Here is a 17235-nt window from a genome sequence, read left to right on the forward strand (position 1 = left end):
CCACGCCCTGGTTCGACGAGACCGGCAGCGAGAGTTCCTGGCTCGCCCCTTTGGAGAAGGGGGCTCACAGTGGCGGGACCGCGCCGGATTCGCACCGGCTTCCTCAACTGCTGCCGTATATGGCGGGGGAAGTCCACCACGCGCCGAGTTGGCACGTCAACTTGCTGTTCAGTACGCGGATGGGGTGCGGGACGTCGCACGTCCCGCACCCCATCCGTGCGTCATCGGGCCCTGTCAGGCCACGATCAGATAGATCCCGTAGGCCACGGCCGCCGCGCACAGGGCGAAGCAGGCGTAGGCGCCGGACGTCGCGACCGCCGCCGAGCCGCCCTCGCGCGCCGTGGACTCCCGCTTGGAGAGGCCGACGATGCCGAGGGTGAACAGGCCGACGAGGGCCACGGTGACCACGAGCGAGACACCGAAGACGGAGCCGAGGGCCGCCCAGTCGATCTTCATACCTGTCCTGCTTCCTTACAGCGTGGCGCCGGCGGGGCGCGCGGGGTCGTTCACCGCTCCGGCCTTCGGCCGCTCGGTGCTCTTCGCCTCGGACCCGGCCGGTTCGACCGTGCCCGCCGGCGGCGGGGTGACCGAGGCGATCGCGGTCGTGACGACGCCCGGAGCCTCCTGCGCGGGGGCGGCGTGCGGCTCGTCGGCCGTGACGTTGGTGTGGTCGATGGAGTTGCGGCGCGACAGCTTCCAGATGATCGCCGAGCCGGTCACGAGCAGCGCCGCGGTGAGACCGATGCCCCACGGGCCCTGCTTGGTCAGGAACTCGGCGCCCGCGCCCACCAGGCCAGCGGCCGGCAGCGTCAGACCCCACGCGATGAACATCCGGGAGGCGGTCGACCAGCGGACGACGCCGCCCTTGCGGCCGAGGCCCGCGCCCATCACGCCGCCGGAGCAGACCTGCGTGGTGGAGAGCGAGAAGCCCAGGTGCGAGGAGGCCAGGATCGCGGTCGCCGCACTGGTCTGGGCGGCGAAGCCCTGCTGCGGGGCGAGCTCGGTGAGGCCCTTGCCCATGGTGCGGATGATGCGCCAGCCGCCCAGGTACGTGCCGAGGGCGATGGCCACACCGGCCGAGACGATGACCCACAGCGGCGGGTCGGCGTGCGGCGCGATGACGCCGCCGGTGATCAGAGCGAGGGTGATGATGCCCATCGTCTTCTGCGCGTCGTTCGTGCCGTGCGCGAGGGAGACGAGGCCCGCGGAGGCGATCTGCCCGGCGCGGTAGCCCTTGGCGGTCGCCTTCTCGTCCGTCTTCTTGCTGATGCGGTACGTGAGGCGGGTGGCCAGCATCGAGGCGATGCCGGCGACGAGCGGCGCGGCCACCGCGGGCAGCAGCACCTTGGTGACGACGGTGCCGCCGTTGACCGAGGACCAGCCCATCGACATGACCGCGGCGCCGATGAGGCCACCGAACAGGGCGTGCGAGGAGCTGGACGGCAGGCCGAGCAGCCAGGTCAGCAGATTCCAGAGGATGGCGCCTACCAGCGCCGCGAAAATGACCTCCGTCTTGAGGCCGTTCTCATTGATGATGCCGCCGGAGATCGTCTTGGCCACTTCGACGGAGAGGAACGCTCCGACGAGGTTCAGCACGGCGGACATGGCCACCGCCGTCTTCGGCTTGAGGGCGCCTGTCGAGATGGTCGTGGCCATCGCGTTGGCGGTGTCGTGGAAACCGTTGGTGAAATCAAAGACCAGCGCGGTAACGATCACGATCGCTAGGAGCAGCGTGATGTGTTCCATTTACCCAGGCTTCGGTTGGACGTCAGTGGTTCTTGGAACGTAAAGAGCCCGAGTGAACGGAAGATGAACTGGGCCGGGCGCCCCGGTGACCCGATCCGGAGGGCGGTCGCTCCGCTTGTCGGCAGGCGGCGCCCCGGGTTCCGGTTCGAGCCGCCTCCGGCCCCGGAACCATGGGCTCCGGGGACCTTCGGCCGGGCCTTTCGGCTACCCCCGCGCGAACCGCTTGAGCTGGGACATCGAGCCGTTGAAGAGATTCTGATCACCTGGCAGGCGGCCGCTGTCGGCGTGCTGCCAGAACGTCCAGTAGCCCCAGCCCGCCGGTAGTGCGCCCGCGCTCCGGTCGTACCGGGCGAGCCACAACGCGTGGTTGCCGGCGAAGGCCCGGCTGTTTCCGGTGCACTGCTTCCACCATCGCGCGTTGGTGTAGATGACCGGACGGCGTCCCGTGCTGCGCACGACCTGGTCGCTGAAGGACTTGACCCAGGACACCAGCGTCGACTTCCGCAGCCCGTAGCAGGGGTGCTTGCCCTTGCCGTACGGGTTGTACTCGATGTCGAGCGCCGGCGGCAGCGTCCAGCCGTCGCGCCGCCACGCCCCGCCGTTGCGCACGAAGTACGAGGCCTGCGCACTACCGGAGGACTTGTGCGGCAGTGCGAAGTGGTAGGCGCCGCGGATGATGCCGGCGTTCCGGGCGCCCTTGTACTGCCGGGAGAAGTAGGGGTTGCGGTAGTTGGTCGACTCGGTCGCCTTGACGTAGACGAAACGGGCGCCCTGGTTCCGGGCCTTCTGCCAGTTCACGTTCTTCTGGTGCGACGAGACGTCGTGCCCGCGCGGCTTGCCCGCGCCCTGGGCCGGCAGCTCCGCGAGCAGGGTGCCGCCGATGGTCAGTGCGGCGACGGACGTGAGTGCGGCGACGCGGTGGCGACGCGGGGACGCGGTGCGGCTGAGAGCCATGGATACCCCCCGAAAGTGACGACGTGCATGACAAATCCCCAGGGAACTCCCAGAGAGTAGCGAGAGATCATCAGTTACCCGGTCAAGGTCGGCCATACAACCCCTGAGGGTGATCAATGCCCATATGGGGTATTCCGGAGGCTCGGCCTCCGCCAAGTGGCTGGCAGGATGCGCGCCATGACACAGCTCCGGGAACTCGACGCGGCATGGCAGGACCTCGTGACGACGGCCCGCCGGACGGTGGCCGACGGCCTGGTCGTCGGGACCTCGGGCAACGTCTCGGCGCGGGTGGGCGACACCGTGCTGGTCACCCCGACCGGCGTCCCGTACGAGGAGCTCGGCCCGGACGATCTGCTCGCCGTCGGCCTCGACGGCGAGCGACGGGCCGGCACCCTGAAGCCGACCAGCGAGCTGCCCATGCACCTCGCCGTCTACCGGCACACCGACGCCCGCGCCGTCGTGCACACCCACGCCGTGCACGCCACCGCGGTCTCCACCCTCGTGTCCGAGCTTCCGCCCGTGCACTACATGACGGCGGCGCTCGGCGGACCCGTCCGGGTCGCCCCCTACGCCACGTACGGCACGCGGGAGTTGGCCGAGAACATGCTGCGCGCGCTCGCCGACCGCACGGGCTGCCTGCTCCAGAACCACGGCGCCCTCACATACGGAGCCACCCTCGCCGCCGCCTACGACCGCACCGCCCAACTGGAGTGGATGTGCCGCTTGTGGCTCACCGCCCACTCCGTCCCCGGCCGCACCCCTTCATTGCTGACCGGGGAGCAGTTGCGGGAGGTGGGGGAGCGGCTCGGCGGGTACGGGCAGCAGGGCGCCGGCTGACCGGTACGCGCCGTTCGCGTCACCCGTGACCGTCGCCCCACTGGCCGGGGCGGGCCCGGGCCCCGACACTGGACGGGTGCGCACCGCCAAAGCGACGGCCGTTGCCGTCACCGCCGCCCTGGGGGCCTCGGTCGCCGCGATCGCCGCGGGCCGTCTGGCCAGCGACGCCGCGCTCAAGGCGCCCGCGGGCCGTCCGCTGCCCACCGAGCCGAGACTCACCGTGCACGCCACCGCCGCCGGCCAGGTCACCCTGACCCGCGACCTGGCCTCGCTGCGCCCCGGCAGGTACGGGTTGCAGGGCGACGGCTACCACGCGGTGGTCGGCCCGGTCGTCGAATCGGCCACGACCTCCGCCGACACCGTCGTACGCCGCCTGGAGCGGGTCACCCACGGGACGCTCGAACCCGGCGCCAAGGCCTGGCTCACGCCCCAGGTGCACATCGGCGACCCCAAGGCCGCGCTCGGCCTCGACCACGCCGACGTCGACGTGCCCGGCGAGCTCGGCGCGCTGCCCGCCTGGTTCCTGCCCGGCTCCCGCGACACCTGGGTGATCGCCGTGCACGGGCTCGGCACCACCCGCGAACACCCCATGAACCTCATGGAGTTCCTGCACCACCACCAGTTCCCGGTGCTCGACCTCGCCTACCGCGGCGACCTCGGCGCGCCCCGTTCTCCGGACGGCCTGAACCACCTGGGCGAGACGGAGTGGCGCGACCTGGACGCGGCGATCCGCTACGCCGTGCGCTACGGCGCCCGCGACGTCATCGTGCTCGGCTGGTCGACGGGCGCCGCGATGGCCCTGCACGCGGCGGCCCACTCGGCCCTGCGCGACCGGATCAAGGGCCTCGTCCTCGACTCGCCGGTGCTCAGCTGGGACGCGACGCTGCGCGCCCTGGCGCGGGCCCGCCGCAGCCCGGGCGCGCTGCTCCCGCTCGCGGTCCGCGCCGCCCAGGGCCGCACGGGCCTGACCGGCGAGCGCCTCTCGGAGGCCGCGGACCCGCGCGCCCTCAAGGTCCCCACGCTCCTGGTCCACGGCCCCGGCGACGAGGTGTCACCGTGGGCGCTCTCCCGCCGCCTGGCGGACCGCCGCCCGGACCTGGTCACCCTCCACGAGGTCGACGAGGCCCCGCACAACGCGATGTGGAACGCGGACGCGAAGGGCTACGAGGAGGCGCTGCGAAGGTTCCTGACGCCGTTGATGTAACGGCAGTACAGGGCCCCCGTTTGGGAATTGGCAGGGTCAACCGGGAGACTGCCCTTCGTGACGTCCCGTACCCCGCGCGACTCCCGGCTCCGACTCGTCAGCCCGCGCCGCCAGCCCCTGGCCGCCCCGACCCCGCGGCCGGTCGCCGCACGCCGTCCCGCCCCCCGCCCACCGGAGGGCACCCCACCGCCCGCGGAGCTCGCCCGCGCCGCGCGCCGCGACCTGGCCGCCGCCGTCCGCGTGGCCCGCTGGGCGGACACCAGGATCGGCCCCGGCAACAGCATGGCCGCCCGCGACGGCAAGGGCACCCTCGCCGACGCGACGGCCCTGCGCGCCGCTGACGAGCTGGGACTGACGGTCGATCAGGTCCGCGCGGACTGGGACACGGCCCGCCTCGCCGGGCTCGTCGAGGTGCACGGGGCCAGCGCCCGGCCCGGCTGGCGGCTGCGCGCCTGGGACCGTGACGACACCGCCGTGCTGCGCGGCTGGGTCGCCCTGTTCGACGCCTGGTCGCTGGTGCACCCGGCGCCGGAGGAGGTCGACCCCGCCGCGGTGGCCGAGGTCGTCGAGGCGGTGCCGCAGCTGCTGAGCTTCCTCCAGCTGATGGCCGACCGGGTCGCCGCCGTCCAGCTCCTGGACCTCCTCGACCAGCGCGTCACCGAGCTGCGCAACGAACGCTGCGAGATCCCCTTCGGGCCCCAGCCGGAGCCGACCCCGCCGCAGGACACCCCGCTGCTCCCGCTGCTCGAATGGTCCCTGCGCGGCCTCGCCGCCGTCGGCGCGCTCACGTACGAGGACGGGCACGCCACCCTCACCCCGCTCGGCAGCTGGGCGGTGTGGGTCAAGCTGGAGCAGATCTGCGTCGCCGCCCAGTCCCCGGCGGGGAACATCGAGGTGTCCGCGGAGGACATGCTGCGCGGCTGCGCCCGCCTGCGCCCGAAGGCCGCGCGCGACGAGTACCGGGCCTGGCTCGCCGCCCGCGACATCGGCACCGCCGTCACCGACCTCCTCGACGCCGCGCGCGGCGAGGACGCCCTGCTGCGCGGACTCGCCTTCGAGGCGCTGCGCGTCGTCGGCGCCCCCGCCGAGCCCGAGGTCCGGCGCGCCGCCGACGACCCGCACCTGCGCCCCTACGCCCTGCTGTGGCTCGCCGAGTACGAGGGCGCCGACCCCGAGGACGTGCACACGGTCCTCAGCCGCGAGGAGGCGACCTGGCTGTGGGTCGACACCGCCGCCGCCGTCGCCGACCACGGCGAAGCCCCGCTCCTCGTACGGCACTTGGAGGCCGCGGTGCAGCCCACGGTGCCCGCGCTGATCGAGGAGGTGCGCGCCGTCGGGCACCCGCGCACGGTGCAGGTGCTCGTCGCGCTCGCCGCCGCGCACCCCGACCCGGCGCTCGCGAAGGCGGTCCGCAGGGCGGCCTTCCAGGTGCACACGGGCGGGGCGTAGGAGGTCAGTGGCCCGGGCTCACCGGAAGGTGTCGCACTGGGCCATGTCGCCGCTCTCGAAGCCCCGGTAGAACCACTGCTGGCGCTGCGCGGCCGAGCCGTGCGTCCATGTCTCGGGCGTCACACGGCCCTGGTACCGCTCCTGGATCCGGTCGTCGCCGACCGCCGCGGCGGCGTCCAGGCCGTCGCGGATGTCCGCGTCGGTCAGGCTGGTGATCAGCGGCCTGCCGGTGGACTCGGTGGGCGTGCGCGTCGCGTGCCGCGCCCACACGCCGCCGTAGCAGTCGGCCTGGAGCTCGACCTTGACCGCGTTGCTGTTCTCGCCCGTGCGCCCGTCCTGGGCGCGGTTCAGCGTCCCCGTCAGGTTCTGCACGTGGTGCCCGTACTCGTGCGCCACCACGTACGCCTGCGCGAAGGGCCCGCCGCTCGAACCGAACTTCGTGCGCAGCTCGTCGAAGAAGCCGAGGTCGAGATAGACCCGCCGGTCCCCGGGGCAGTAGAACGGCCCGACCGCCGAGGTCGCCGAGCCGCACGCGGTGGCGACCTGGTTGGTGAAGAACACCGTCGAAGCGGGCGTGTACGTGGCGCCCCTGCGCCGGAACTCCGCGCCCCAGAAGTCCTGCACGCTGTTGACCACGGCGACCGTCCGGCAGTCCTGCCTGCTGTTCGCGTCCGCGCCCGTCCTGCACTGGTCCTGGACCTGCGCCTCGCTGGACATCCGCGCCGCCGGGGCGCCGGTGGTCCCGTCGGAGAGCCCGAACTGGTCCGTGCCGAAGAGCAGCCCGAGGACGAGCGCGATCACCCCCACGAGGCCGCCGCCCATGGTGGCCCGCCCGCCGGGGAGCCGGCTGCCGCGCACGTCCTGGACCTCCGAGGTGTCCAGACGCGCGTCGTCGTCGAACTGCATGCGCACCGCCTTCTCGCCGGGCATCGACCCCTCATCCTGTTACGTCCCTGGTCGGAGCGGCCTGATGCGGGGGGCCGAACGGGGGACGCGGGCGGCTGGGAAAAGAGCTTGCACGGCACCGTTAAACTGGTTCGTATGACGTTCCTTCTCTGGGTGCATTAGCGGCGCTGATTGGCCCCCGCCCTGTCAACCAGCCGTTAATCCTGTCCTGGAGTACCTCCCTTGATCACCGCATCGGGTATCGAACTGCGTGCCGGCGCGCGCATCCTCATCGAGAACGCCTCCTTCCGTGTCGCCAAGGGCGACCGCATCGGCCTCGTCGGCCGCAACGGAGCGGGCAAGACGACCCTCACGAAGTGCCTGGCGGGCGAGGGCCAGCCGGCCGGCGGCACCATCTCGCGCTCCGGCGAGGTCGGCTATCTGCCGCAGGATCCGCGCACCGGCGACCTCGACGTGCTGGCCCGTGACCGCATCCTCTCGGCCCGCGGCCTCGACGTCCTGATGCGCAAGATGCGCGAGAACGAGCAGCGCATCGCGAACGGCTCGGGCGCCACGCAGGCCAAGGCCCTGCGGCAGTACGAGCGCCAGGAGACGGAGTTCCTCACCAAGGGCGGGTACGCCGCCGAGGCCGAGGCCGCAACCATCGCCGCCGCGCTCAACCTCCCCGACCGTGTGCTGGGCCAGCCCCTGCACACGCTCTCCGGCGGTCAGCGGCGCCGTATCGAGCTGGCCCGCATCCTCTTCTCGGACGCGGACACGCTGCTCCTCGACGAGCCCACGAACCACCTGGACGCGGACTCGATCATCTGGCTGCGCGACTACCTCAAGACGTACAGCGGCGGCTTCATCGTGATCTCCCACGACGTCGAACTGGTCGAGACGGTCGTCAACAAGGTCTTCTACCTGGACGCCAACCGCTCCCAGATCGACGTCTACAACATGGGCTGGAAGCTCTACCAGCAGCAGCGCGAGGCGGACGAGAAGCGCCGCAAGCGCGAGCGGCAGAACGCCGAGAAGAAGGCCGCGACGCTGAACGCGCAGGCCGACAAGATGCGTGCCAAGGCGACCAAGACCGTCGCCGCGCAGAACATGGCCAAGCGCGCCGACAAGCTCCTCGCCGGTCTCGAAGAGGTCCGCCAGTCCGACAAGGTCGCCAAGCTGCGCTTCCCCGAGCCCTCGCCGTGCGGCAAGACGCCGCTCATGGCCGAGGGTCTGTCGAAGTCGTACGGCTCCCTGGAGATCTTCACGGACGTCGACCTGGCCATCGACAAGGGCTCGCGCGTCGTCATCCTGGGCCTCAACGGCGCGGGCAAGACGACCCTGCTCAAGCTCCTCGGCGGCGCCGAGAAGCCCGACACGGGCCAGGTCATCGAGGGCCACGGCCTCAAGCTCGGCTACTACGCGCAGGAGCACGAGACCCTCGACCCGGAGCGCACGGTCCTGGAGAACATGCGCTCCGCCGCCCCGGACCTCGACCTGATCCAGGTGCGCAAGACGCTCGGCTCGTTCCTGTTCTCCGGCGACGACGTCGACAAGCCGGCCGGGGTCCTCTCCGGCGGCGAGAAGACCCGTCTCGCCCTCGCCACCCTCGTGGTGTCCTCGGCGAACGTGCTGCTCCTCGACGAGCCCACGAACAACCTCGACCCGGCCAGCCGCGAGGAGATCCTCGGCGCGCTGCGCACCTACAAGGGCGCCGTCGTCCTCGTCACGCACGACGAGGGTGCCGTGGAGGCCCTCCAGCCGGAGCGGATCATTCTCCTTCCGGACGGAATCGAGGACCTGTGGGGCCAGACGTACGCGGATCTCGTCGCCCTCGCATGATCGGAACGGCGGCCCGGCCGGCGATCCATTCCTTGATCACTAGGTGATCCACTGATTGATCACCGAGTGATCCGCCGACTGATCCACTGGCTGATCCACTCCATCTGGATCATTCGGCCGATCCGTGATCCTTCATCTGGGTGAGATCGCCTCGTACCCAGGTGTGTCGTGCACGGATTTTGGGGCCGCGTCGGCCATGGCGCCCTTGTGGCGCCTGGCCCATGGCTGACCTGCCGCTTCTTTCGTGCAGGCGCATTCGAGGGCCCCGAAACCCCGCCGGAATTCCGGATTCCACTCGTGTGGATCCCCGGCGAGCCCGGAATTGGGGGTCTATGGACCTTGCCGAATGGGTGGCCAGGAACGCCGCAAGGGGTGATCATGGGAAATCCAGAGCGCACTTCCCACGAGGAGGCACGGGTGGCCGAGACTCTGAAGAAGGGCAGCCGGGTAACCGGCGCCGCGCGCGACAAGCTCGCGGCAGACCTGAAGAAGAAGTACGACTCCGGTGCAAGCATTCGGGCATTGGCCGAGGAAACCGGTCGCTCGTATGGCTTCGTCCACCGGATGCTGAGTGAATCCGGGGTCACGCTGCGCGGTCGCGGCGGGGCCACGCGAGGCAAGAAGGCCGCGTCGGCCTGACCCTCGCGGGGCTCGCTCGGCTCACTGGGCCCAACTGACCACCCGGTCGGTCCGCTGTCCGGCCGGGTGGTTACTGTGCAGTCACTTACGTCGCGTACGACGACGTGCCGTACGGCTGCGCAGACCCGGAGGTCCAGATGAACCAGCCCGCACCGCTGCTCGACAAGGACGGCGTCCGGCTCACCGTCGACGATGCGATCGCCACGGTCTGCCTGACCAACCCGGACAAGCGCAATGTCCAGAGTCCCGCCCTGTGGCGGGCGCTGGGCGAGGCCGGGCGTGCCCTGCCGGGGTCCGTGCGGGTCGTCGTGGTGCGCGGTGAGGGCAAGTCCTTCTCCGCGGGCCTCGACCGGCAGGCCTTCACGCCCGAGGGCTTCGACGGCGAGCCGTCCTTCATCGACCTGGCGCGCGGTGACGACGACGTCCTGGACGCGACGATCGCCGAGTACCAGGACGCGTTCACCTGGCTGCGGCGCAGCGACATCCTGACCGTCGCCGCGGTGCAGGGGCATGCCATCGGGGCAGGGTTCCAGCTCGCCCTCTCCTGCGATCTGCGCGTCGTCGCCGACGACGTGCAATTTTCCATGCGCGAGACCAGCCTCGGCCTGGTGCCGGACCTGACGGGCACGCACCCGCTCGTCTCGCTGGTCGGCTATGCGCGGGCCCTGGAAATCTGCGTCACCGGCCGCTACATCCACGCCGACGAGGCCGTCCGCAGCGGCCTGGCCAATGTGTCCGTCCCCGCGAGCGAGCTCGCGGACGCGACCCAGGACCTGGTCGCGGCCCTCGTCGCCGCGCCCCGCGACGCCGTGATCGAGACGAAGGCGCTCCTCCAGGGCGTCACCGGCCGCACCCTCGACGAGCAGCGCGCCGCGGAACGAGCCGCCCAGGGCCGCCGCCTGCGCGACCTGTCCGGCCTCGGCGACTGACGCCCAGCCCACCCGACGCCGCCCTTCCGCCCTTCCAGCCCGTCCGGCGATTGAGGACAGGGGGTCTGGGGGGGGCGTAGCCCCCAGGGGCGGGACGGGAAGGGGCGGCGGGGGCGGTCTACGTCGTGAGTTCCGTGACCAGTACCGCGACCGTCGGGTTGTTCGGGAGGGCCTTGGCCACCGCCGCCCGGACCGCCCCGGTCACCTCGATCGCGCGGACGTCCGCCGCCACCGCCAGCTCCACTCGCACATGACGACGGGGGAGCGCGGCCCCGCCCGGTGACTCCTCGATGTGGACCGCCCGGCCGAGACCACCGAGCGCCCCGGTCAGCCGAGTCACCCCCGGCACCCCGAGCGCCGCCTCGGCAACGCGAGCCGCGTCCCCGGAGGATCCGCCCGGATTCGACGCGGCGGCTTCCGGCTCACCGACGGAACCGGAATCCGGAGCCTCCTTCGCCCGATCGGCCTCATCGAGCAGCGCCGTGACCTGGAGATCCACCTCCGACACCACGAGCCCCACCCGTTCCGCCGCCCCCGCGAGCGCCTCCCTCAGCCGATCGGCGGAAACCGGCAGCGGTTCCTCCGCCGTCGCCGCACAGTCCGCCGTGAGCCGCAGGGCCCCCGGCGGCAGGGCACTCGGCGGGGCCGGAACCGCCGCCTCCGCCACCGTGTCCGGGTCGGCGAGACCGATGCGCAGCGCGCCGAGCCGCACGCCGCGCACCCCTTGCACCGCACGGCGCAGCGCCTGTGCCGCCGCCGGTTCCGTGACCCACGCGCCGTCCAGCGGCCCGCCGAGCGGCAGCAGCCTGCCGAGCCCCAGCTGCGTGCGCACTGCCTGTGTCCATCGATCAGCCGTCATTGCCCCAGGCTGCCCCATAGCGAGCGCGCCTTCCTGTTGCTGGACTTAATGTGGGCAAAAGAAAGCAGCACCCACCGAGATCCCACCTCACCGAGGGGACGGCCCGATGAGTGACACCGCGCAGAAGCCGGGCGAGACGCCCGGTTCGGCCGCAGCCAAGACCAATGTGACCAAGCGGGGCGGCGGCGACCCCGCAGGCCGGGGGCGGACGACGATCGCCGACGGCGTCGTCGAGAAGATCGCGGGCCTCGCGGCGCGCGACGTCGACGGCGTCCACGCCATGGGTAGCGGCCTCTCCCGCACGTTCGGCGCGGTGCGCGACCGGGTTCCCGGTGGCGCCAAGTCCGTGTCGCGCGGGGTGAAGGCCGAGGTCGGCGAGGTACAGACGGCGCTCGACCTGGAGATCGTCGTCGAGTACGGCGTGTCGATCGCGGACACCGCACGCGCCGTCAGGGAGAACGTGATCGTCGCCGTCGAGCGCATGACCGGGCTCGAGGTCGTCGAGGTGAACATCGCCGTCAGCGACGTGAAGCTGCCGGACGAGGAGGACGAGGAGCCGGAGTCCCGGCTCCAGTGAGATCCGTCCGCGTAGCTACGGGCTTCCCTAGGAGGAGCGCACGATGAATCTGGCCGTGGTCGGCATGATCGCCGGCATGGCCCTCGGATTCGCCGGATACTTCGGCGGTTTCGGGGCCTTCCTGCTGGTGGCGGCGCTCGGCGCCATCGGCTTCGTCGCGGGCCGGTTCCTGGAAGGGGACCTGGAATTCGGCGAGTTCTTCCGTTCGCGCGGCGATCGGCGGGGGTGACCGATGGCGGCACAGGTCGCGCCGGCCGAGCGCGGCGCGACCCGGATCGCCGACCGGGTCGTCGCGAAGATCGCCGCGCACGCGGCACGAGAGGCACTCGACCGGGTCCCCGAGGACGGGGCGGCGCCGGGCGCCACGGTCACCGTACGGCAGGGCAGCGCGCGGGTGCGGATCAGCCTTGAGCTGGAGTACCCGACGGACATCGGCCGCCAGTGCGGTGCCGTGCGTCGTCAAGTGTCGCAGCGGGTAAGGGAGTTGGCGGGAATGGAAGTGCCCGAGGTGGCCGTCCAGGTCGAGCGGCTGCACTCGGCGCACACCCGTGGAACGGACCGGGGGAGAATCCGATGAGCGAACCCACCCGGCCGATTCCGGTGGTCGAGAGGGACGGCAGCACGCTCGACCAGTCGGCGTCCGCAGCCTCGTACGAACCGCATCCCACGCTGGAGAGCGAACCGAAGGCGAGCCGCCTCTGGGCGGCGCGGCGGGTCCCCGCGGCCCTCGTGGCCCTGGTGATCCTGGCCGCCGCGGGACTGCTGCTCTACGACGTGGCCGCGGTGCGGGCGGGCCGCGAGTCCATGTCGTGGCGGCAGACGCTCGCGGACGAGCTCGCCACGCGGACCCTCGACGACACCGCCGTCCTCGTCGGCGCGGGCGTCGCGGCCGCGCTCGGCCTGTGGCTGATCCTGCTCGCGGCGACGCCGGGCCTGCGCGCGCTGCTGCCGATGCGCCGCACCCACCCCGACGTCCGCGCGGTGCTGCACCGGGACGCCGCGGCGATGGTGCTGCGCGACCGGGCCATGGAGGTCTCGGGCGTGCAGTCCGTACGGGTCCGGGTGAAGCGCTCCAAGGTGGACGTGCGGGCACTCTCGCATTTCCGTGAACTCGACGACGTGCGCGCCGACTTGGACGCCACGCTCGGCGACGGGATCAAGGCGCTGGGGCTCGGCAAGGCGCCGGGTCTGTCCGTGCGGGTCGCGCGGCCGGGGAAGAAGGGGTGAGCGGCGTGCTCAGGACCGTCAACCGGATCGTGCTCGGGTTGCTCGGGCTCGTCCTCGTACTCGGCGGCGGCTCGGTGCTCGCCGTGGGGCTCGGGGTGAAGCCGCCGTCGTGGTGGATCCACGACGGACCGGACGACGTGCTGGTCAGCGATGCCGACCGGGCGCGCTGGCACGACGAGGGCTGGTTCTGGCCGACCGTGATCGCCGTGCTCGGCGTCGTCGTGCTGCTCGCCCTGTGGTGGCTGGTGGCCCAGCTGCGGCGCCGCAGGCTCGCCGAGGTGCTGGTCGACAGCGGCGACGGCGAGGGGGCGCTGCTGCGGGGCCGGGCCCTGGAGAACGTCCTCGCGAGTGGTGCGGAGTCCCTGGACGGGGTCCACCGGGCCGGCGTGCGGCTGACCGGCCGCCGCTCCACTCCGCAGGCCCGCGCGACCCTCAGCCTGGAGCCGCACGCGGTTCCCGGCGAGGCCCTGCGCCTGCTGAGCCAGGACTCCCTGAAGCAGGCGAGGGACTCCGCGGGCCTCGCGGAACTTCCGACGGAGGTCCGCCTGCGGGCGGTCAAGCACCGCGCGGAACGGGTCAGTTGAGCCCTGCCGCCGGCCGTCAGAAGCCGTGCCGGAAGCCCCCGTCCACCGGCAGCATCACACCCGTGAGGTAGGACGCGGCGGGGGACAGGAAGAACGCCGCGGTCCGCCCGAACTCCTGGGGAGTCCCGTACCGCCGCAGCGGGATACGGGACTCCTGCGCCGTCCGCGCCGCCTCCGGGTCCGCCGCGAGGCCGTCCAGCTCGCGCACGCGATCCGTGTCGATGCGTGCCGGGAGCAGCCCGATCACGCGGATGCCGCGCGGCCCCAGCTCGTCCGCCAGGGACTTCGCGAAACCGGCGAGCCCGGGGCGCAGCCCGTTCGAGATGGTGAGGCCGGGGATCGGCTCGTGCACGGAGCCCGACAGCACGAACCCGATGACGCCGCCCTCCTCCAGCTGCGCCGCGGCGGCCCGCGCGAGCCGCACTGCCCCGAGGAACACGGACTCGAACGCGGCCGTCCACTGCTCGTCCGTGTTGTCGGCGACGAAGCCGGGCGCGGGCCCGCCGACGCTCACCAGGATCCCGTCGAAGGATCCGAACTGCTCGCGGGCCGCCCCGATGAGGCGCTCGGCGACGTCCGGGTCGGAGTTGTCGGCGGCGACGCCGTACGCGTTCGGCCCGAGTTCGGCCGCCGCCTCCTTGGCCTTCTGCTCGTCGCGTCCGCTGATGACGACCTTCGCGCCGTCGGCGACCAGCTCGCGCGCGGCAGCGTTGCCGAGGCCCCGCGTCGCGCCGGTGACTACGTACACACGGTTCTTCAGTCCAAGATCCATGGTCCTATCCTCCCTCTCGTTCGCCCGCTGTGCCGAACAGGGTCAGCGCCGTGCCGACGAGGCCGATGTGGCTGAACGCCTGCGGGAAGTTGCCGAGCTGCCGGCCCGCCACGGGGTCGTACTCCTCGGCGAGCAGCCCCACGTCGTTGCGCAGCGCCACAAGGCGTTCGAACAGCTCGCGTGCCTCCTTCGTGCGCCCCGTCATGTGCAGGGCGTCCGCGAGCCAGAACGCGCAGACCAGGAACGCGCCCTCCTGTCCTGGCAGCCCGTCCACGCCGGTCCCGTCGGCGCTGTAGCGGCGCAGGAGACCCTCGTACGACAGCTCGTCCCGGACCGCGTCGACCGTGCCGATCACGCGCGGGTCGTCCGGTGGCAGGAAGCCGACGCGGGGGATGAGCAGCAGGGCCGCGTCCAGTTCGGACGAGCCGTAGAACTGGGTGAACGTGCCGCGCTCCGTGTCGTAGCCGCGCTCGCACACCTCCCGGTGGACGGCGTCGCGCAGCTTGCGCAGCCGGTCGATGTCGCCGGGCAGGCTCGGGTCGTCCTCCATGGCGCGCACGGTGCGGTCGGCGGCGACCCACACCATCACCTTCGAGTGCACGAAGTGCCGGCGGGGCCCGCGCACCTCCCACAGCCCTTCGTCGGGCTCGCGCCATGACGCGTCGAGGAAGTCGAGCAGCGCCAACTGGAGCCGCCAGGCGTGCGCCCCGGCCTTCAGCCCCGCGCGGCGTGCGAGCGCGAGGGAGTCGACGACCTCGCCGTACACGTCCAGCTGGAGCTGATGCGCGGCGTCGTTGCCCGCGCGCACGGGACGGGAGTCGCGGTAGCCGCTCAGCCAGTCGAGCTCCTGCTCGGGAAGGCGCCGCTCGCCCGCGAGGCCGTACATGATCTGAAGGTCGGCCGGGTCGCCCGCGGCGGCCCGCAGCAGCCAGTCGCGCCACGCCTCGGCCTCGTCGACGTAGCCGGCCGAGAGCAGCGCGCCGAGCGTCAGGGTCGAGTCGCGCAACCAGCAGTACCGGTAGTCCCAGTTCCGTACGCCGCCGATCTCCTCGGGCAGCGAGGAGGTGGGGGCGGCGACGATGCCGCCGGTCGGCGCGTAGATGAGGGTCTTGAGGGTGAGCAGGGAGCGGAGTACGGCTTCCTTGTGCGGGCCTTCGTAGGTGCAGTGGTCCGTCCACGCCCGCCAGTCCTCCAGGCTGTGCCGCAGCGACTCGTGCGGGTCGATCAGCGGCGGGCGCTGCTCGTGCGAAGGGTGCCAGGTCAGGACGAAGGCGACCTTCTCGCCCGCCTCGACCGTGAACTCCGAGTGGGTGCCGAAGTCCTCGCCCCACGTGTGGACGGGCGGTTCGCTGCGCAGCCAGGCCGAGTCCGGGCCGGCGACGGCGACCCGGTGCCCGTCGGCGCGGCGCATCCACGGCACGACGGAGCCGTAGTCGAAGCGCAGCCGCAGGGTGCCGCGCATCGTGACGCGTCCGCTGAGGCCCTCGACGATGCGGACGACGTCCGGGGCCCGGTCGCGCTGCGGCATGAAGTCGGTGACGCGAACGCGACCGTCAGGGGTCTCCCACTCGGTGTCGAGCACGAGGGAGCCGGGGCGGTACGCGCGCGTGGTGCAGTTTTTCGCTCCTGTGGGGGCGAGCCGCCAGTGGCCGTTGTCCTCGCCGCCGAGCAGCGCGGCGAAGCAGGCGGGGGAGTCGAACCGGGGCAGGCACAGCCAGTCGATCGACCCGTCCCTGCCGACGAGCGCGGCGGTCTGGTGGTCACCGATGAGGGCGTAGTCCTCGATATGTGGGCGCACACGCCATGGGTTCCCCGTGAGAGGCGGGGTGCTGCATGAGAGTTTTCGGCCGTCGCCCGGTCAGGCGACGGCGGCCGGCGTTCCGCTCTCGGCCGTGGCGGCCTCTTCTTCCTTGCGGCGCCGCTCCCGCAGCTCGCGCCGCACCAGCACCACCCAGCCCACGGGCACCGCGGCGGCGAACAGCCACCACTGGATCGCGTACGCGTAGTTCAGCGCGGAGTCCTCCTTGCCGGGGGCTCCGACCAGTTCGGGGGTTCCGCCCTTCGGCTCGGGCGCGGTCTGGGCGACGTAGCCGCCGAGGACCGTTCTGCCCAGGCGCTCGGCCTGCTCCTTGCTGTTGATCAGCATGATCTGCCGCTCGGGCAGGTCCTTGAGGTCCTTGATGCCGCTGGCCTCGGTCGTCTCGTTGGGCATCAGGCGGCCGGTGACGGTGGTCTCGCCGCGCGGCGGGGCGGGGACCTTCGGGAAGGAGGTCTGCGCCCCGTTCGCCGGGATCCAGCCGCGGTTGACCAGCAGGACCTTGCCGTCCTTCAGGATGAACGGGGTCAGGACGTGGTAGCCGACCTCTTCGTTCGAGTTGACGCGGCGGCGCACCACGAGCTCGTCCTCGGTGTCGAAGCGGCCCTTGGCGGTCACCGAGCGGTACCGCTCGTGGCTGTTGACGACGTGTCCGGGGGACGCCAGGTCCTCCACGGGTACGGACTTCGCGTTGAGCGCGTCCGTGACCAGCTGGTTCCGGGCGTCGCGCTCGTGGTAGCGGTCCATCTGCCAGATGCCCAGCCGGATCATCGTGGGGATGAGGACGAGGGCGACCAGGGTGAGGATCACCCACTGCCGGGTCAACAGGAAGCGGTACACCCCATGACCGTACAGCGGCGGGCATGGGGTGCTTTCAGTGGGGTGCGCCCGATTGCGGCGGGCGTGTGCCGAAGG

General features: G+C 72.0%; 19 protein-coding genes and 1 riboswitch. Of the genes, 11 read left to right on the forward strand and 8 right to left on the reverse strand.

Features of this window, described 5'->3' with window-relative positions:
* Positions 1-11 precede the first annotated feature (11 nt).
* Positions 12-154: riboswitch (cobalamin riboswitch) on the reverse strand.
* 80 nt (positions 155-234) lie between these two features.
* The 3 genes from ACNYS0_RS30775 to ACNYS0_RS30785 all read right to left on the reverse strand — a co-directional run bounded on the left by ACNYS0_RS30775 (position 235) and on the right by ACNYS0_RS30785 (position 2700).
* A complete protein-coding gene (locus ACNYS0_RS30775) occupies positions 235-456 on the reverse strand; it encodes a hypothetical protein (RefSeq protein ID WP_422478159.1) in 222 nt (73 codons plus the stop codon).
* A 15-nt stretch (positions 457-471) separates the two neighbouring features.
* Complete coding sequence (locus ACNYS0_RS30780) at positions 472-1746, reverse strand: inorganic phosphate transporter (RefSeq protein WP_422478161.1); 1275 nt, start codon at positions 1744-1746, stop codon at positions 472-474.
* Positions 1747-1950: 204 nt separating this feature from the next.
* Entirely contained in the window at positions 1951-2700 is a 750-nt protein-coding gene (locus tag ACNYS0_RS30785; protein ID WP_422478163.1) for a lysozyme, read from the reverse strand.
* 177 nt (positions 2701-2877) lie between these two features.
* Here ACNYS0_RS30785 and ACNYS0_RS30790 point away from each other — a divergent pair, with 177 nt between their 5' ends.
* The 3 genes from ACNYS0_RS30790 to ACNYS0_RS30800 all read left to right on the forward strand — a co-directional run bounded on the left by ACNYS0_RS30790 (position 2878) and on the right by ACNYS0_RS30800 (position 6190).
* Positions 2878-3537, forward strand: a complete 660-nt coding sequence (locus tag ACNYS0_RS30790) for a class II aldolase/adducin family protein (protein WP_422478165.1) — start codon at positions 2878-2880, stop codon at positions 3535-3537.
* A gap of 76 nt (positions 3538-3613) precedes the next feature.
* Entirely contained in the window at positions 3614-4741 is a 1128-nt protein-coding gene (locus tag ACNYS0_RS30795; RefSeq protein ID WP_422478167.1) for an alpha/beta hydrolase, read from the forward strand.
* A 57-nt stretch (positions 4742-4798) separates the two neighbouring features.
* A complete protein-coding gene (locus ACNYS0_RS30800; RefSeq protein ID WP_422478169.1) occupies positions 4799-6190 on the forward strand; it encodes a hypothetical protein in 1392 nt (463 codons plus the stop codon).
* Positions 6191-6208: 18 nt separating this feature from the next.
* On the opposite strand, the gene ypfJ is transcribed toward ACNYS0_RS30800, so the two are convergent.
* Positions 6209-7096, reverse strand: a complete 888-nt coding sequence (ypfJ, locus tag ACNYS0_RS30805) for a KPN_02809 family neutral zinc metallopeptidase (RefSeq protein WP_422482818.1) — start codon at positions 7094-7096, stop codon at positions 6209-6211.
* A gap of 222 nt (positions 7097-7318) precedes the next feature.
* On the opposite strand from ypfJ, the gene ACNYS0_RS30810 reads away from it, so the two are divergent.
* From ACNYS0_RS30810 to ACNYS0_RS30820, 3 genes are all read left to right on the forward strand, one after another.
* The gene (locus ACNYS0_RS30810; protein ID WP_422478171.1) at positions 7319-8917 is read left to right on the forward strand and encodes an ABC-F family ATP-binding cassette domain-containing protein; all 1599 of its coding nucleotides are present in this window, start codon (positions 7319-7321) and stop codon (positions 8915-8917) included.
* Between the two features lie 417 nt (positions 8918-9334).
* Positions 9335-9556 (forward strand): helix-turn-helix domain-containing protein, encoded by a 222-nt coding sequence (locus tag ACNYS0_RS30815; RefSeq protein ID WP_006123601.1) that lies wholly within the window; start codon positions 9335-9337, stop codon positions 9554-9556.
* Between the two features lie 137 nt (positions 9557-9693).
* On the forward strand, positions 9694-10485 hold the full coding sequence (locus ACNYS0_RS30820) for an enoyl-CoA hydratase/isomerase family protein (protein ID WP_422478173.1): 792 nt from the start codon (positions 9694-9696) through the stop codon (positions 10483-10485).
* Positions 10486-10603: 118 nt separating this feature from the next.
* Here the strand turns inward: ACNYS0_RS30820 and ACNYS0_RS30825 are convergent, their stop codons facing one another.
* Entirely contained in the window at positions 10604-11344 is a 741-nt protein-coding gene (locus tag ACNYS0_RS30825; protein ID WP_422478175.1) for a nucleopolyhedrovirus P10 family protein, read from the reverse strand.
* 106 nt (positions 11345-11450) lie between these two features.
* Between ACNYS0_RS30825 and ACNYS0_RS30830 the strand changes: the two genes are divergently transcribed.
* From ACNYS0_RS30830 to amaP, 5 genes are read left to right on the forward strand one after another with little or no spacing between them, the layout of a single operon-like run.
* Entirely contained in the window at positions 11451-11921 is a 471-nt protein-coding gene (locus ACNYS0_RS30830) for an Asp23/Gls24 family envelope stress response protein (RefSeq protein ID WP_422406547.1), read from the forward strand.
* A 43-nt stretch (positions 11922-11964) separates the two neighbouring features.
* A complete protein-coding gene (locus ACNYS0_RS30835; RefSeq protein WP_351336504.1) occupies positions 11965-12150 on the forward strand; it encodes a hypothetical protein in 186 nt (61 codons plus the stop codon).
* 3 nt (positions 12151-12153) lie between these two features.
* Positions 12154-12498, forward strand: a complete 345-nt coding sequence (locus ACNYS0_RS30840) for an Asp23/Gls24 family envelope stress response protein (protein WP_422478177.1) — start codon at positions 12154-12156, stop codon at positions 12496-12498.
* Entirely contained in the window at positions 12495-13148 is a 654-nt protein-coding gene (locus ACNYS0_RS30845) for a DUF6286 domain-containing protein (RefSeq protein ID WP_422478179.1), read from the forward strand. The genes ACNYS0_RS30840 and ACNYS0_RS30845 overlap by 4 nt, the downstream gene beginning before the upstream one ends.
* Positions 13145-13732, forward strand: coding sequence for an alkaline shock response membrane anchor protein AmaP (gene amaP, locus ACNYS0_RS30850; protein WP_422478181.1), 588 nt, complete (start codon positions 13145-13147; stop codon positions 13730-13732). The genes ACNYS0_RS30845 and amaP overlap by 4 nt, the downstream gene beginning before the upstream one ends.
* Before the next feature lie 16 nt (positions 13733-13748).
* On the opposite strand, the gene ACNYS0_RS30855 is transcribed toward amaP, so the two are convergent.
* From ACNYS0_RS30855 to ACNYS0_RS30865, 3 genes are read right to left on the reverse strand one after another with little or no spacing between them, the layout of a single operon-like run.
* The gene (locus ACNYS0_RS30855) at positions 13749-14504 is read right to left on the reverse strand and encodes an SDR family oxidoreductase (RefSeq protein ID WP_422478183.1); all 756 of its coding nucleotides are present in this window, start codon (positions 14502-14504) and stop codon (positions 13749-13751) included.
* A gap of 4 nt (positions 14505-14508) precedes the next feature.
* Positions 14509-16302 carry a glycoside hydrolase family 15 protein gene (locus ACNYS0_RS30860; protein WP_422478185.1) on the reverse strand — a complete coding sequence of 598 codons (1794 nt, stop codon included), beginning with the start codon at positions 16300-16302 and terminating at the stop codon, positions 14509-14511.
* 60 nt (positions 16303-16362) lie between these two features.
* Complete coding sequence (locus tag ACNYS0_RS30865; RefSeq protein ID WP_422478187.1) at positions 16363-17160, reverse strand: SURF1 family cytochrome oxidase biogenesis protein; 798 nt, start codon at positions 17158-17160, stop codon at positions 16363-16365.
* Between the last annotated feature and the right edge of the window lie 75 nt (positions 17161-17235).

Source organism: Streptomyces anthophorae (assembly GCF_049310305.1).
GTDB lineage: Bacteria > Actinomycetota > Actinomycetes > Streptomycetales > Streptomycetaceae > Streptomyces.

Excerpts from the sequence above, each read along its gene's own strand:
- ypfJ (WP_422482818.1), bottom strand. The coding sequence starts at position 7,096 with ATGCAGTTCGACGACGACGCGCGTCTGGACACCTCGGAGGTCCAGGAC.
- ACNYS0_RS30855 (WP_422478183.1), bottom strand. The coding sequence starts at position 14,504 with ATGGATCTTGGACTGAAGAACCGTGTGTACGTAGTCACCGGCGCGACG.
- ACNYS0_RS30840 (WP_422478177.1), top strand. The coding sequence starts at position 12,154 with ATGGCGGCACAGGTCGCGCCGGCCGAGCGCGGCGCGACCCGGATCGCC.
- ACNYS0_RS30835 (WP_351336504.1), top strand. The coding sequence starts at position 11,965 with ATGAATCTGGCCGTGGTCGGCATGATCGCCGGCATGGCCCTCGGATTC.
- ACNYS0_RS30820 (WP_422478173.1), top strand. The coding sequence starts at position 9,694 with ATGAACCAGCCCGCACCGCTGCTCGACAAGGACGGCGTCCGGCTCACC.
- ACNYS0_RS30780 (WP_422478161.1), bottom strand. The coding sequence starts at position 1,746 with ATGGAACACATCACGCTGCTCCTAGCGATCGTGATCGTTACCGCGCTG.
- ACNYS0_RS30830 (WP_422406547.1), top strand. The coding sequence starts at position 11,451 with ATGAGTGACACCGCGCAGAAGCCGGGCGAGACGCCCGGTTCGGCCGCA.
- ACNYS0_RS30790 (WP_422478165.1), top strand. The coding sequence starts at position 2,878 with ATGACACAGCTCCGGGAACTCGACGCGGCATGGCAGGACCTCGTGACG.
- ACNYS0_RS30775 (WP_422478159.1), bottom strand. The coding sequence starts at position 456 with ATGAAGATCGACTGGGCGGCCCTCGGCTCCGTCTTCGGTGTCTCGCTC.
- ACNYS0_RS30845 (WP_422478179.1), top strand. The coding sequence starts at position 12,495 with ATGAGCGAACCCACCCGGCCGATTCCGGTGGTCGAGAGGGACGGCAGC.
- ACNYS0_RS30825 (WP_422478175.1), bottom strand. The coding sequence starts at position 11,344 with ATGACGGCTGATCGATGGACACAGGCAGTGCGCACGCAGCTGGGGCTC.
- ACNYS0_RS30785 (WP_422478163.1), bottom strand. The coding sequence starts at position 2,700 with ATGGCTCTCAGCCGCACCGCGTCCCCGCGTCGCCACCGCGTCGCCGCA.